This window comes from Pseudolactococcus insecticola (assembly GCF_011170065.1).
GTDB lineage: Bacteria > Bacillota > Bacilli > Lactobacillales > Streptococcaceae > Pseudolactococcus > Pseudolactococcus insecticola.
This window is the reverse complement of sequence record NZ_BLLH01000003.1, coordinates 71,715-86,349: the sequence shown is the minus strand read 5'-3', so window position 1 is coordinate 86,349 and position 14,635 is coordinate 71,715. Positions and strand designations below refer to the sequence as shown.

General features: G+C 43.6%; 17 protein-coding genes. 15 read left to right on the top strand and 2 right to left on the bottom strand.

Features of this window, described 5'->3' with window-relative positions:
* Positions 1-4 precede the first annotated feature (4 nt).
* The 14 genes from rsfS to Hs20B_RS04180 all read left to right on the top strand — a co-directional run bounded on the left by rsfS (position 5) and on the right by Hs20B_RS04180 (position 12,214).
* Positions 5-364: a ribosome silencing factor gene (gene rsfS / locus Hs20B_RS04245; RefSeq protein ID WP_172355955.1), complete on the top strand. Its 360-nt coding sequence runs from the start codon at positions 5-7 to the stop codon at positions 362-364.
* A 2-nt stretch (positions 365-366) separates the two neighbouring features.
* Positions 367-1,149, top strand: a complete 783-nt coding sequence (locus Hs20B_RS04240) for a class I SAM-dependent DNA methyltransferase (RefSeq protein WP_172355953.1) — start codon at positions 367-369, stop codon at positions 1,147-1,149.
* A gap of 25 nt (positions 1,150-1,174) precedes the next feature.
* Complete coding sequence (locus Hs20B_RS04235) at positions 1,175-1,750, top strand: hypothetical protein (protein WP_172355951.1); 576 nt, start codon at positions 1,175-1,177, stop codon at positions 1,748-1,750.
* Between the two features lie 42 nt (positions 1,751-1,792).
* Positions 1,793-2,929 (top strand): nucleotidyltransferase, encoded by a 1,137-nt coding sequence (locus Hs20B_RS04230; RefSeq protein ID WP_228407476.1) that lies wholly within the window; start codon positions 1,793-1,795, stop codon positions 2,927-2,929.
* Between the two features lie 62 nt (positions 2,930-2,991).
* The gene (locus Hs20B_RS04225; protein ID WP_172355949.1) at positions 2,992-3,708 is read left to right on the top strand and encodes a YebC/PmpR family DNA-binding transcriptional regulator; all 717 of its coding nucleotides are present in this window, start codon (positions 2,992-2,994) and stop codon (positions 3,706-3,708) included.
* A gap of 123 nt (positions 3,709-3,831) precedes the next feature.
* Positions 3,832-4,008, top strand: a complete 177-nt coding sequence (gene rpsU / locus Hs20B_RS04220) for a 30S ribosomal protein S21 (protein ID WP_003137442.1) — start codon at positions 3,832-3,834, stop codon at positions 4,006-4,008.
* A gap of 217 nt (positions 4,009-4,225) precedes the next feature.
* Positions 4,226-5,596: an aspartate aminotransferase family protein gene (locus Hs20B_RS04215; RefSeq protein ID WP_172355947.1), complete on the top strand. Its 1,371-nt coding sequence runs from the start codon at positions 4,226-4,228 to the stop codon at positions 5,594-5,596.
* Between the two features lie 37 nt (positions 5,597-5,633).
* Complete coding sequence (locus Hs20B_RS04210) at positions 5,634-7,202, top strand: ABC transporter permease subunit (protein ID WP_172355946.1); 1,569 nt, start codon at positions 5,634-5,636, stop codon at positions 7,200-7,202.
* The gene (locus Hs20B_RS04205; RefSeq protein ID WP_308780238.1) at positions 7,203-7,964 is read left to right on the top strand and encodes an amino acid ABC transporter ATP-binding protein; all 762 of its coding nucleotides are present in this window, start codon (positions 7,203-7,205) and stop codon (positions 7,962-7,964) included.
* 34 nt (positions 7,965-7,998) lie between these two features.
* On the top strand, positions 7,999-8,853 hold the full coding sequence (locus Hs20B_RS04200) for an oxidoreductase (RefSeq protein WP_172356106.1): 855 nt from the start codon (positions 7,999-8,001) through the stop codon (positions 8,851-8,853).
* A gap of 240 nt (positions 8,854-9,093) precedes the next feature.
* Positions 9,094-9,720: an NAD(P)H-binding protein gene (locus Hs20B_RS04195; RefSeq protein ID WP_172355944.1), complete on the top strand. Its 627-nt coding sequence runs from the start codon at positions 9,094-9,096 to the stop codon at positions 9,718-9,720.
* A gap of 22 nt (positions 9,721-9,742) precedes the next feature.
* The gene (locus Hs20B_RS04190) at positions 9,743-10,111 is read left to right on the top strand and encodes a rhodanese-like domain-containing protein (RefSeq protein ID WP_172355942.1); all 369 of its coding nucleotides are present in this window, start codon (positions 9,743-9,745) and stop codon (positions 10,109-10,111) included.
* A 125-nt stretch (positions 10,112-10,236) separates the two neighbouring features.
* Positions 10,237-11,433, top strand: coding sequence for a phosphoglycerate kinase (locus Hs20B_RS04185; RefSeq protein WP_172355940.1), 1,197 nt, complete (start codon positions 10,237-10,239; stop codon positions 11,431-11,433).
* 160 nt (positions 11,434-11,593) lie between these two features.
* Positions 11,594-12,214 (top strand): NAD(P)H-dependent oxidoreductase, encoded by a 621-nt coding sequence (locus Hs20B_RS04180; protein ID WP_172355938.1) that lies wholly within the window; start codon positions 11,594-11,596, stop codon positions 12,212-12,214.
* A 55-nt stretch (positions 12,215-12,269) separates the two neighbouring features.
* On the opposite strand, the gene Hs20B_RS04175 is transcribed toward Hs20B_RS04180, so the two are convergent.
* Positions 12,270-12,836, bottom strand: coding sequence for an ECF transporter S component (locus Hs20B_RS04175; RefSeq protein ID WP_172355936.1), 567 nt, complete (start codon positions 12,834-12,836; stop codon positions 12,270-12,272).
* 6 nt (positions 12,837-12,842) lie between these two features.
* Positions 12,843-13,316, bottom strand: a complete 474-nt coding sequence (locus tag Hs20B_RS04170) for an S-ribosylhomocysteine lyase (protein WP_172356104.1) — start codon at positions 13,314-13,316, stop codon at positions 12,843-12,845.
* A gap of 236 nt (positions 13,317-13,552) precedes the next feature.
* Here Hs20B_RS04170 and Hs20B_RS04165 point away from each other — a divergent pair, with 236 nt between their 5' ends.
* Positions 13,553-14,407: an aldo/keto reductase gene (locus Hs20B_RS04165; RefSeq protein WP_172355934.1), complete on the top strand. Its 855-nt coding sequence runs from the start codon at positions 13,553-13,555 to the stop codon at positions 14,405-14,407.
* Positions 14,408-14,635: the final 228 nt, after the last annotated feature.

The following is a 14,635-nucleotide window of genomic DNA, read 5'->3' as shown; positions in this document are numbered from 1 at the left end:
AAATATGACAACAACACAAAAGACACTACAAACAGTCGTTACGGCTGCTGACGATAAAAAAGCACTGAATATCATTGCGCTTGATATGCGCGAAGTAAGCGGCGTGATGGATAACCTTGTTGTGATGGAAGCGATGAATGCGCGTCAGATTGATGCCATTGTTGATAATATCACAGAAGCCGTCAAGAAAAATGGTGACAGTATTCATGGCGTCGAAGGCGCTGGTGCAGACGGTTGGGTACTGATTGACCTGATTGACACCGTCATCAATGTCATGACGCATGATATGCGCCTGACTTACGGTCTTGAAAAACTCTGGCACGATGCGCCAGAAGTCGCAATTGATGCGTGGATCGCTGAGTAAAAATGACAGATAACTACCAATACCATGAGTTTGCGCGCGTTTATGATACGGTGATGGACGACACGCTTTATACGGCTTGGCACGATTTTTCGCGTAGGCATTTTTCGCTTGGCACGCCTGATAAGCCAAAAACTCAGACGATTTTGGAGTTGGCTTGTGGGACGGGTAAGCTCTCTGTGCAGTTTGCGCGTGATGGTTATGATGTGACAGGCCTTGATTTGTCTGAGGAGATGCTGACTATTGCCTACAACCGTGCGCTTGATGAACTTGACGAGGCGACTGGTATTGGCTTTATCGAGGGGGACATGCGCGATTTGAGTGACGTCGGCAGTTATGACGCCGTGACGTGTTATAGCGATAGCGTTTGCTACATGCCTGATCAGGAGGCCGTTCAGCAGGTTTTTGATGGCGTTTACAACGCCTTAAATGCGAGTGGAATTTTCATGTTCGATGTGCATTCGATTCACCAGATTGATGATGTTTTTCCAGGCTACAGCTACCATGAAAATGAAGACGATTTTGCATTTATTTGGGACTCATTTTCAGGAGATAAGCCACACAGCATCACGCATGAGCTGACATTTTTTGTGGCTGATAGTGACAATGACGGCAAGTTTGAGCGACGTGATGAGGTACATGATGAGCGCACTTATTCGATAGATAATTACCTGACCATGCTTGATAATGCTGGATTTGTCGCAAGTAAGGTCTATGCGGACTTCACAGATGAGCCAGCAACAGAAACTGGTGATAATGCGCGCTGGTTTTTTGTGGCACAAAAATAAGATCAAGTGAGCGGGGAAATCTAACATGAGTAGAGGTTCAAATTCAGACGGTGGTGGTTGTTGGGGGATCTTTGGCTTTTTGATAATTGTCGCAATTTTCATCAAAATATTGCCGTGGCTGCTTGGTTTTGCAGCATTGGTGCTGATTATCTGGCTGATCGTGCGTGCTGTCAAAAAAAATAAAGTCAATGCAGCATTTGAAGCGGCAGCAGAGCAAGAAAAACAGGCATATAAGATAGCAAAAAGCCCGATAACACGCTATATCTCAACGGATAGATGTCAGCTCGCTTTGCAGGAACTCAAGAGCACGCCTGACGAGCTAAAAAACTATAGTCATCAAGAGATTGACACCTTTTTCATGAACGAATGGGCCAAGATGGACGCTATCTATTCTGATGAAACGGGTCAGTTTGACGCGGATGTGCGTGACAATGCTTTCCGTCAGATGACCGAGATACTTGATGCAATTTTCGCCAAATTTGCCAAGAAAAAACGGGCAGAATTGATCGAAAAACAGGCCATCAACGAAGAACTCAAAGCCAAACACAAGGAAGAAATTGATATCGCGATGACCGTCTATGACAAGTGGCAGGATAAGTAGTCAGGCAAAACAGGCATTCACGAAAGGTTAGGTGAGTTGCCAATGGCTGAAAATGATGAGAATACAGAAAGAAAATCAGTGATGACAACTGAGATAACAGGCATCATCGCCGAGTTCAATCCATTTCACAATGGGCACAAATATCTGCTTGATGCAGCTGAAGGCCTGAAAGTTGTTATCATGAGCGGGAACTGGATGCAACGTGGCGAGCCAGCTATTATTGATAAGTGGACGCGTGCTGAAATGGCGCTCAAAAACGGTGCCGATCTTGTGGTCGAGTTGCCGTTTTTTGCAAGCGTTCAGAGTGCGGATTTTTTTGCAACTTACGCGGTTGACATGCTTGCAGGACTTGGTATCACGCAGTTAGTTTTTGGAACAGACTCAGAAAATGCTGATGCGATTGATTATACATCGCTTGCTCAGATTTACCGTGAAAAATCCGAGGAGATGGCTGATTTTCTAGACGCATTGCCAGACAGTCTGACCTATCCACAGAAAATGCAAAAGATGTGGCAGGCGTTTACGGGGATTCAGTTTGACGAAAATACGCCAAATCACATCCTTGCGCTCGCCTACACCAAGGCTGTGGCGCCTTATGGCATTAAGCTAGCGAGTATCAGGCGCAAGGGTGCAGGATTTCACGACGACAGCTTGCAGCGCTTTGCCTCAGCGAGTGCGATCAGGACGCATCTGTCTGAAAATCTCACCGACGTCATGCCTGATGCTGCAGCATTTGCCCTTGCGCCCAAGGTCAGCTGGCATGACTATTTTCCGCTGCTCAAGTACAAGATTCTCTCGCAGTCTGACAGCCTGACAGACATTTTTCAGGTCAATGTAGAGCTTTCCGTCAGAATAACAGCAGCCATCAGAACAGCAAAAGACTTCGAGTCACTGGTTGATGAAATTGCAACAAAACGCTATACGAAGGCACGCGTCAGACGACTTCTGACCCATCTGCTGATGGACGTTAAGCGAGATGCGATATTTACCGCACCAAAACCGCATGTGCTAGGTTTTTCAAAAAAAGGTCAGCAACATCTGAGAACGCAAGACGTTGTGACAAAAGTTGGTAAAGACTATGCTGACACGCTAACTTTGCGAGCTGACAGCATTTATCAGTTAGGAAATGCTGACATATCAGAGCAAAATTATGGCAGAAGGCCGATTATCATTGAATAATTGCCATTTAGCATAAAAATATGATAAAATAGAATGAAAATAATCTAAAACGAGGTATAAAAATGGGACGTAAATGGGCGAATATTGTCGCGAAAAAAACAGCGAAAGATGGTGCAAACTCTAAGGTCTATGCAAAGTTTGGTGTGGAAATTTACGCCGCAGCTAAACAAGGAGATCCAGATCCTGAGTCGAATTCAAAACTGAAATTCACGATTGAGCGCGCCAAACAAGCGCAGGTGCCAAAACACATTATCGATAAAGCTATCGACAAAGCCAAAGGCAATAGCGACGAAACCTTTACAGAAGGCCGCTACGAAGGCTTTGGACCAAGCGGCTCAATGGTTATCGTGGATACCTTGACGACAAACGTCAACCGCACGGCTGCGAATGTTCGTGCTGCTTACAATAAAAACGGCGGCAACTTTGGTTCATCAGGATCCGTTTCGTATTTGTTTGACAACACTGGGGTCATCGGATTTGTGGGTGACAATGCTGACGATATTTTTGAATACTTGCTTGACCAAGAAGTCGAAGTGCGTGACGTTGAGCAGCAGGATGACCAAGTCATCGTCTATACTGAGCCAGAAGACTTGCACAAGGCGCTTGCTGCGCTCCGTGAAAATGGCGTGACAGAGTTCACAGTATCAGAGCTTGAGATGATTGCACAAAGTGAAGTTGAACTTTCTGCAGAAGATCTTGAAATTTTTGAAGGCCTGATCGACGCCCTAGAAGACGATGAAGACGTGCAAAAAGTCTATCATAATGTCTCAGATTTCTGATTAAGGCTTAAATAGCACGATTTCAGGTCATAAAAGCATTGACATTGGCAGAAAAAATGGTATACTAATCTAGTATGCTTTTGGTTTTAGCATAACTACAAAACGGAAAAGAGGTGAAATCCTATGTCACAAACAATCGTACGTAAAAACGAATCGCTTGACGACGCGCTTCGCCGCTTTAAACGTTCAGTTACTAAAGCTGGAACACTTCAAGAAGCTCGTAAACGCGAGCACTACGAAAAACCTTCTGTAAAACGCAAACGCAAATCAGAAGCAGCTCGTAAACGTAAAAAATTCTAATCACTTGTGATTTGAAAAAAGAAAGCAAAGTCAGATTTTGGCTTTGCTTTTTTGTTTTCTAAAACGCTAATTTTATGTCATATTTTATAACACAAAATCAAAATTAACAAAAAAGATTGTATTTTTTCTATTTTGGTGTTAGAATATCTAACATAGAGTTATTTGGATATTTGCGATATTCAAATAACTCATACAAAAATAAAAAGAGGAAACGACCATGACAGCATTAAAAAACGCACTACCTGAAATTCACACAGCACTTCCAGGCGAAAAAGCAAGTCAATTTTTAGAAAAACGTGATCGCTCAACAGTTCAGGCCTTATCGACAATTTATCCAATCGTACCAGAGATTGCAGAAGGCGCGATGATCCAGGATGTTGATGGCAATATTTTTCTAGATTGGGTTGCAGGCGTCGGTGTTATGAATACTGGCTATGGTCAGCCTAAAATCATCAAAGCCATCCAAGAGCAGGCTGAAAAATACACACACTCGATGATCAATATCACAACAGACCCAGCCTACGCCGAGTTAGCTGATGAGATCAATCAAGTAGTGCCAACACGTGGCGAAAATCGGCGTACCATGTTTGCAAACTCAGGCGCGGAAGCCGTTGAAAATGCCGTTAAGATTGCAAAAGCAGCAACAGGACGACGAAATATTGTTGTATTTAGTGGTGCTTTCCATGGACGGACGCATTTTGCAGCAGTTATGACAGCTAAAAAGTCTTTACTTGGCAATATCTTCGCCTCAACAGACGGTGTCATTCGCGCGCCATTTCCAAACTTATACCGAAAACCGCAAGAAACGATGTCAGATGATGAAGCGATTTCTTATTATATCGACGAGTTCAAAAAAGTATTGGTTGATAGTGCCTTACCGCAGGATATTGCAGCAGTGGTCATTGAACCCATCCAGGGAGAAGGTGGATTCCTGCCAGTTCCCTTTGACTATATCGTGCAACTACGCAAAATTCTTGATGATTATGGTATTTTGCTGATTGCTGATGAGGTGCAATCAGGCTATGCTAGATCTGGTAAGATGTTTGTTTCTAACTACTGGGCTGAGCTTGGTGCGGCACCAGATATTATCGCACAAGGTAAGTCAATCGGTGGTGGTTTACCGCTTTCTGCTGTGACAGCAGATGCAGCAATCATGGAAAAAGTAGCACCAGGTCTGCTTGGCGGGACATTCGGTGGGAATGCGCTTGCTGTTCGCGCAGGTCTTGCCGTCCAAGAAATTATTAAAGAAGACCAGCTACTAAGCCGTGCTTTAGAGATTGGGGAAAAAGTTACAACCTTTTTTGAGCAATTAAAAACGAACTATTCAGTTATCGGAGATGTCCGTGGCATCGGGGCTATGATCGGTGTTGAATACGTCAAACCAGGCACAAAGACACCGTTTCCAGAATTTTCATCAGCGGTGATTAACGAAGCGGTTAAGCATGGTTTGATTATTGAAGGGGCTGGACTTTACAATAACGTGATTCGCTTTCTATCACCACTAGTGGTGACAGATGAGCAGCTAGATGCGGGACTTGCGATTTACGAGGCAGCTATCGTAACAGTCTTGTCTGAGCTGAAAGATTAAAAAATAGCATGTGACATGATTGAAAATAGGAGAGCTTATGGCGCAAACCACAAAAATGAAAATAGGCCAGAAATTATTGGCAGTTCTGATGATAGTTACCATGTTAGGAGGTCTGTCAAGCACGGTAGTAGCGGATACATTTCAGACGATCAAAAAAGCGGATATATTGACATTTGGCAATTCGGGGGATGCACCATTTGTTTTTAAGGACCCGTCATCTGGCAAGCTAGAAGGCGTTGATGCGGACATTGTGCGAGCTGTCGCAAAAGAACTTGGTGTTAAAACGGTTAAGAGCAAGCTTGTTAAGTTTGAAAATTTGCCACTTGAAGTGTCTAAAGGATCCGTCAATCTAGCGGCTGACGGCATGTATATCACAGATGAACGCAAAAAAATTGCAGATTTTACCAGCGTCATTTACTATGAGGCTGATGCACTGAGTGTTCAGAAAAACTCGACGATTAGAACACTAGATGACCTAAAAGGTAAAAAAATCGGTGTTCAAAAAGGTTCAAGCTTTGTTGATTATGCTGAAAAGTTGAAAAAATCTGGCAAGATTGCTGATTATGTGTTATTTGGTTCTCAGTCTGACGTACTCGTCGGCGTATCAGCGGGGAAAGTTGACGGCGGGATCACTGATAATTTTGTTGGCCCTTATTCTCTTAAAAGTAATCCAAATCTCAATGTGAAATTTCCATCAGAATACAAACCTGATAGCATCGCAAGTAGCGGCTATTTAATCCAAAAAGGAAATGAGCAATTTTTATATCAATTTAATCAAGCGCTTTACAAACTTGCTAAAAATGGGACACTGGCAAAAATTCTTGGTGATTACGGGATTCCGGCATCAGCGCTTGCTAAGCCAACTAAACCTGTGAAACTAACGGAGACGACAAGTTCTAACAATATTTTGAAAAACTTGAACTTTCCAAAAGCAACGCGACAACTTCTACCCAAACTAGCTAGCGGATTTGTGACTGCGATTGGTGCATCAGCTATTGGATTTTCACTGGCTATCGTGCTTGGTATTTTCATCGCAATTGGTCGTCTGTCTAAGCACAAATGGCTGCGTGGCATTTTACTTGTTTATGTAGAAATCATTAGAGGCACACCACTCATGGTACAACTCATCTACATGTACTATGTGGTACCACTGTTGATCATGCTCGTTGTGCAACTGATAGTGCCAAATTTTAATCTGTCTTTTTCACCATTTGTCGCGGGTGTTTTAGGACTAGGCCTTAACTATTCGGCCTATCTGAGTGAACTCGTGCGTTCAAGTATCCTCGGCCTACCCAAAGGGCAGCGAGAAGCGGCTTTAGCGCTGGGCTACACAGAGACAGAAGCACTGCACAGGATAATCTTACCACAGGCGGTACGTGGGTCAGTGCCAGTATTTGGTAATTATCTGAGTATGATGGTCAAAGATACGTCACTTCTTGCCTTTATCACGGTTGGCGAAATGTTGCTCGTCACACAAAACTACGCATCATCAAGTTTTCTTATGATTGAGTCATATACGATTCTTGCAGTTGCCTATCTGATTATCAGTTTGCCACTGGCACGACTCGTCGCACATCTCGAAAAACGGTATAAGGTAGGTAAATAAATGGAAAAACAAATCATGATAGAAGCTGAGGGCGTTTATAAAAGCTACGGCAAAACCGAAATTTTAAACGATTTTAATTTTAGTGTCAAAAAAGGTGAAATTGTAACATTTATCGGGCCGTCAGGCTCCGGGAAATCAACTTTCCTGCGCATGCTAAACTATTTAGAGACGCCAACAAAAGGCATTATAAAAGTCAAAGGTGAGCCGTTTGTCGCAGCGGGTAGTAAACCAAATGACAAGCATATTGCTAAAATGCGGACAGAGGTCGGAATGGTTTTTCAAAATTTCAATCTTTTTCCGCAAATGACGGTGCTTGAAAACATTATCCAGCCGCAGATTAAAGTTAGAAAGCTCGAAGGCATTGAAGCCAATCGAAATGCGCTTAATTTACTTGGACAAGTCGGTATGTTAGATCGCCAAAACCACTATCCAAGTCAGCTTTCAGGTGGACAGCAGCAACGTGTTGCGATTGCGCGTGCACTCGCGATGAACCCTGAGGTATTACTGCTTGATGAGCCAACCAGTGCCCTTGATCCTGAAATGGTTGAAGAGGTGCTCAAGGTCATCCAAAGTGTTGCTGAAAAAGGGATGACCATGGTCATGGTGACGCATGAAATGGCTTTTGCTGAGAAGGTTTCAGATCGCGTCGTTTTTATGGCAGATGGCAAAATTGTCGAGGAAGGTGCCCCCGAATCAGTCATGCACCATGCTAAAGAAGCGCGGACACAAGCATTTTTACAAAAATTTAGCCATGCAGGCTGATTGCAAACCTAAAAATAGAGAAGGTATCAAGATGATAAATAAAAAAGTATGGCTAGTCACAGGGACTTCATCTGGGTTTGGCCGAAAACTCGTTGAGGCACTCCTAGCACGCGACTATGCAGTCGTTGCAACTGCCCGTAAACTAGCAGACATCGCAGATTTTAACAAATATGATGATGTCCTTACAACAACGTTAGAAGTTACCAATCATGATGATGTCTTGCGTGTTGTCGCTGAGGCGGTCGATAGATTTGGCAAAATCGACGTCCTTGTGAATAATGCAGGTTGGGGCTATTTTGGTAATATTGAGGAATCAGATGAAACCACAGTTCGTGCCATGTTTGAGACAAATTTCTGGGGACTTTCAGATATGACAAGAGCAGTTTTACCTGTCATGCGTGAGCAGCGCAGTGGTCACATTCTCAACCTCACGTCGATTGCAGGGATTGTCGGCTCGCCTGCTTTTGGTTATTACAATGCGACAAAACACGCCGTTGAAGGCTGGTCAAAAGCGCTGGCGCAAGAGGTTGCTCCACTTGGTATCAAGGTGACAAATATCGAGCCTGGTCCATTTCGGACAGACTGGGCGGGGCGCAGTCACATTTCTGCTGAGCGGACGATCAGTGATTACGATGGCGGTGCAGCTGAAAAGCACAAAGCATTGACGGAAAGTATCTCGGGTAAACAGACAGGTTCACCTGAACTCGCAGCGCTCGCCATGATTAAGATTGCAACTATAAAAAATCCGCCCCTGCATTTTCTTGCGGGACAAAATGCTTGGCAGCGCGCCCATGATCAGCTGGACAAGCTCAATGCTGATTTTGACACATGGCAAGGTGTCACTAACCACTTAGATTATGGAGATGAGGCGTATTGGGCAGATTTTTAAGCAATTTGTGGCTAAGTCAAAATGTTTTGTTTCCCTTAAGCTAACCTCGGTATAATAAAGTCATTCCCAAAATATTTTTTCATAATACTCCTTAAAATCTCCTGCTTAGTTGTGATTAAGTGGGAGATTTTTATTAGTCTGAACTGCCATTTATGTGTTAAAATGAGTATGATAATCACATGCTTTGTCCAAATGCCAGCAAAATGATAAAATAAAGGCAAATACGAAAGAGGTGACCTTATGAAAATTGCAGTTATTGGCGCAACTGGTCAAGCTGGCAACTTGATCACAGAAAAACTTGCGGCAGCGGGAGCTGATGTGACCGCACTCGTCAGAAATGCGAGTCGGCTGAAACAGGACGTGCCTGCGATTGAAAAAGATATTTTTGATCTGACGTCGGCTGATTTGGCGCCATTTGATGTGGTGATCGAGGCCTTTCGTGCGCCTGACGGTCAAGAAGAAGGACATCTGAAAGCTATGCGTCATCTGATTGACCTGCTTGAAGGGACGCAAACACGGCTTGTCGCAGTTGGCGGGACAAGTTCACTCTATACTGATGCCAGTCGCACCAAGCGTTATATTGACTTGGTTGATCCGACCGCACCATTTTACCCCGTTGCGAAGTACATGAGTGATGCCGCAAGCCTGCTCAAAGACAGCCAAGTCAACTTTACCTACTTTTCACCGGCGTCATTTTTTGACCCGTCAGGTGCAGAAACGGGGGATTATAGCTTAGCAGGCGATATTTTCAAGACAAATGAAAAAGGGGACAGCTATATCTCGATGCGTGACTATGCTGCTGCCATGCGTGATGTTGTGTTAAATAGCAGCCACGAACGCGAACACATCAGCATTTATCAAAACTAACATAGAAAATAAAGAGAGAAACATGACAAAACAAGCAAAAATTGATTTACTCGAAACTTACCTGAGCCTTTATATCGACCACACGACCGTACTTGATAGCCTAGATGATCCAAACTCAAAGTATGTGGTTTTAGATGTGCGAAATGCGCCTGCATTTGTCAAAAAAGACCAGATAAAAGGTGCGATTGCCATGCCTGCTAAAGATCTGGCAGGACACTTACCTGAGTTAGACCACGACAAGATTTATGTTGTATATGACTGGACGGCGGGGACGACTTTGGGCAAGGCTGCCTTGCTCACACTTTTGTCAGCAGACTTTGAAGCTTACGAGCTTGCAAGCGCGCTTGAAGGCTGGAAGGGCATGAATCTGCCTACTGAGACAATCGGTTAATCGGATTTAAATCAGCTCTAAAAAATTTTAGAGCTACCTATACTTAATCTTGTATCAAATTTACATTTTGTGATATAATGTACTAGTATTATCATAATAAAACAAATATGGAGGCAACAACCAAAATGGCTAAACTTACTGTAAAAGACGTTGAGTTGACAGGCAAGAAAGTTCTCGTTCGTGTGGACTTCAACGTTCCTTTGAAAGACGGCGTGATCACTAACGACAACCGTATCACTGCAGCGCTCCCAACTATCAAGTACATCCTTGAACAAGGTGGACGTGCTGTCCTCTTTTCTCACCTTGGACGTGTGAAAGAAGAAGCTGACAAAGCTGGCAAATCGCTTGCACCAGTTGCAAAAGCATTGTCTGAAAAACTCGGTCAAGAAGTTGTCTTTACAGGGACAACTCGTGGTGCTGAGCTTGAAGCAGCTATCGACGCTTTGAAAAATGGCGAAATTTTGCTTGTTGAAAACACTCGTTTTGAAGATGTTGACGGTAAAAAAGAATCTAAAAACGATCCTGAACTCGGTAAATACTGGGCTAGCCTTGGCGAAGGTATCTTTGTCAATGACGCTTTCGGTACAGCTCACCGTGCGCACGCATCAAACGTTGGTATCTCTGCAAATGTAGATAAAGCAGTTGCTGGATTCCTCCTTGAAAATGAAATTGCTTACATCCAAGAAGCAGTTGAAGCACCTGAACGTCCATTTGTTGCCATCCTTGGTGGCTCAAAAGTTTCAGACAAGATCGGTGTGATTGAAAACTTGCTTGGTAAAGCTGATAAAGTCATCATCGGCGGCGGTATGGCTTACACATTCTTGAAATCTCAAGGCTATGAAATCGGTACATCACTTGTCGAAGAAGACAAACTTGATTTGGCAAAAGAATTGCTTGAAAAAGCTAACGGTAAACTTGTTTTGCCAGTAGACCACAAAGTTGCTAACGCATTTGCTGGCTACACTGAAACAAAAGATACTGAAGACCAAAACATCCCTGCTGGTTTCATGGGTCTTGACGTAGGTCCTAAAACAATCGCTGATTACAATGCACAACTTGAAGGTGCTAAAACAGTTGTTTGGAACGGCCCAGTTGGCGTGTTTGAAAACCCTGACTTCCAAGCTGGTACAGTTGGTTTGATGGAAGCTATCGTGAAACAACCAGGCGTTAAATCAATCATCGGTGGTGGTGATTCAGCAGCAGCAGCTATCAACCTTGGCTACGCTGAAAAATTCTCATGGATTTCTACTGGTGGCGGTGCCTCTATGGAACTCCTTGAAGGTAAAGTATTGCCAGGTTTGTCAGCATTAACTGATAAATAATCATCATCTTGATTAAACAGAAAAAACGTGTCAGATTATCCATTCTGATACGTTTTTTTAGTTGATTATCATGAATAAAAATTCACAAGCTCGAAAATTGAAAATTTATCAGTTTTTAAGTAAAATTGAAGAGTAACTAATAAAAAAAGAGGTAATTAAAATGGCTAACGTACTTATTATCAAAGGGCATCCTTTGACATCAGAAGAATCATTTACGCTTAAAGGTTTGGACAAATTTATCGAGGTTTATAAAGCCGCGAATCCAAGCGATGAGCTTACAATCTTGGACGTTTTCAATGACAACGTGCCAGAACTTGACGCGGACATCATCTCAGGCTTTAACGCGTTTGGTCAAGGTAAAGAATTTGGCGATTTGACACCGGCGCAACAAGCAAAAATTGGACGTTTCGGCGAATTGACTGAGCAATTTCTTGCTGCTGATAAAGTTGTCATCGCAAATCCACTTTGGAACATGCAAATTCCAACACGCTTGAAAGCATGGATTGATACGATCAACGTTGCCGGAAAAACATTCAAATACACTGCTGAAGGTCCAGTTGGCCTTGTTGAAGGAAAAAAAGCCCTTCATATCCAAGCAAATGGTGGTGTTTACGGTGGTGAAGAATTTGCCTCACAATATGTTGAAGGGATTCTCGCATTTATCGGCGTGACTGATTTGCAATCAGTCTTCATCGAAGGTCATGCCTATGCACCTGAAAAATCACAAGAAATTTTGGATGCAGCGCTTGACACAATCGAAACAGTCGCAAAAGCATTTTAAGTTAGAGAAAAGCACAGTCATATGGCTGTGCTTTTTGTTTTATCAAATTTCTTCATCAATCATTAATCAGTTCAGGCGTTTTCAAAAGCTCAAATGGATGGACTTTATGGATGGCGCGCACAAGGAACATGGCGATATTGAAATCAATCAGAGACTGAACAAATCCGCCAAACCCTAGAATCAAAAGTAGAGAGCCTAGATGTCTCCCGTCTAGGTGGCTGAAACCGGTCGTCAGAAGGCCATAAACCATGACCACCTCACAAAGTGTATGGATCAGTGCGATGATGAGGTTGAAGAGTTGGAACTTGATGCCGCGCGTGTAGTCGCGGTGGCGTGCTAAAAATGTTGCGCCAAAAAAGGCAAAGATGACGTGGGTCAGCGCGCGAAAGGTGATCTCGATCGGTAGGCCTGAGATGAGAAATCCAAACGTCGAGCCGAGAGCCACGGTCACGGCAACGGCAGGCGAAATCAGCATGCCTATCATGATGGGCACATGGCTTGCTAGGGTGAAGCTAGCAGGTGGGATGACGATTTTGGGCATGACTTGCGGGATGATGATGGCAAGCGCGGTCAAAATCGCTGCGGTTGTGAGTGTCGTCAGTCTTTTTCGGCTTTTAGTCATGGCTGGTTAGACAACCTTTCTGACGAAAGGATCTGACGAAATGCCGCGCTCGAGAATGAGTTTTGACCATTCTTTTGCCGTCCAAAGTGAGTGATCTTTGTAGTTGCCGCAAGACTCAATGGTCGTACCTGGCACGTCAGACCACTCAACGACGTTTACAATCTCTTCAAGTGAAGACTTGATAACGCGCGCGATGCTCTCAGGTGTATGCTCGCCCCACATGATCATGTGAAAACCAGTCCGGCAGCCAAATGGTGAAAAGTCGATCATGCCGTCAATCCGGTCACGAATCAAGCTCGCCATGAGATGTTCAATCGTATGCAAGCCAGCTGTTGGGATTTCTTGGACGTTTGGCTGTACCAAACGAACGTCAAAGTTTGTGATCACATCACCGCTAGGCCCAGACTCAGCGCCAATCAGACGCACGTAAGGGGCCAAAACTTTTGTGTGATCGAGTTGAAAAGATTCTACTTCTGCCATAATAACTGTGTTCGGTGCCATTTTGCGCCGATACTCCTTTTCTTATATTGAATTCATTATACTGTAATGTGAATGTTTTTACAAGTATCTGGGATGCTTTATGTCAGAATATTTTTAATATCTGCGTTTCAAATCACTGACAAATTCACCGCAGATAGGTTATAATATTCTTGAGAGATGATTGTTCAGCCATCACCTGTTATAAATGCTCTACATTTACTAAATGGAGGTCTAACATGACTTTAACAGACACTTACACATTTTCAAACGGCGAAAAAATTCCCGTTGTTGGCTTTGGTACTTGGCAAACGCCTGACGGTGACGTTGCTGAAAGTTCAGTGATTGAAGCAATCAAAGCGGGTTATCGTCACATTGACACCGCAGCTGCTTACGGCAACGAAGAGTCAGTCGGTCGCGGTATTGCGAAATCTGGCGTTGCGCGTGACGAGCTTTTTGTGACGACGAAACTTTGGAACAAAGTCACGACTTATGACGAAGCGGTTGCGGCTATTGACGAAAGTATTGCAAAACTTGGTCTTGACTATCTGGATCTCTATATCATTCACTGGCCAAATCCAGCACCGATTCGTGAAACAATCGGTTTTGAAAAACGTAACGCGGATGTTTGGCGTGCCATGGAAGAAGCCGTAGAAGCAGGAAAAATCAAGTCTATCGGCGTTTCTAACTTCCACCCGTATCATCTGGATGCGCTTTTGAAAACAGCGAAAATCAAACCAGTGATTAACCAAATCTACGTGAACCCGAGCGATCAACAAGAAGAACTCGTTGCCTATAATAAAGCGCATGACATCTTGACTGAAGCCTATTCACCGCTTGGTACGGGGAATGTTTTGGACTTGCCAACATTGGTTGAAATCGCAGCAAAACATGGCAAATCATCAGCGCAAGTCGCCCTCAAATGGTCACTGCAAAAAGGCTATCTGCCATTGCCAAAATCAGTCACACCAGCACGTATCGTGCAAAATGCTGACCTGTTTGACTTTGAGCTGTCAGCCGATGAGATTACAGCGATTGACGGGCTTCACGGTGCTGCAAAACTTGCCAATAATCCTGACGAAGTTGGCTTTTAATCACCGGTCAGCTATCCAAAATGAGGACATCGTGTCAGATTTGAGACGATTAGCTATTGATAATCAGTCAAAATATGCTATAATAAAATAGAACTCAAGGGAGTAGCAGACGAGTGGCTTAGGTCATTTGTGGCAATATCGTCATTACGAAACGAAAGTTTTCCGGTATTGTCTTAAACAGCGAGACTTGTAGCAATTGTGCTACAAGTCTCTTTTTATTTCTGTTTC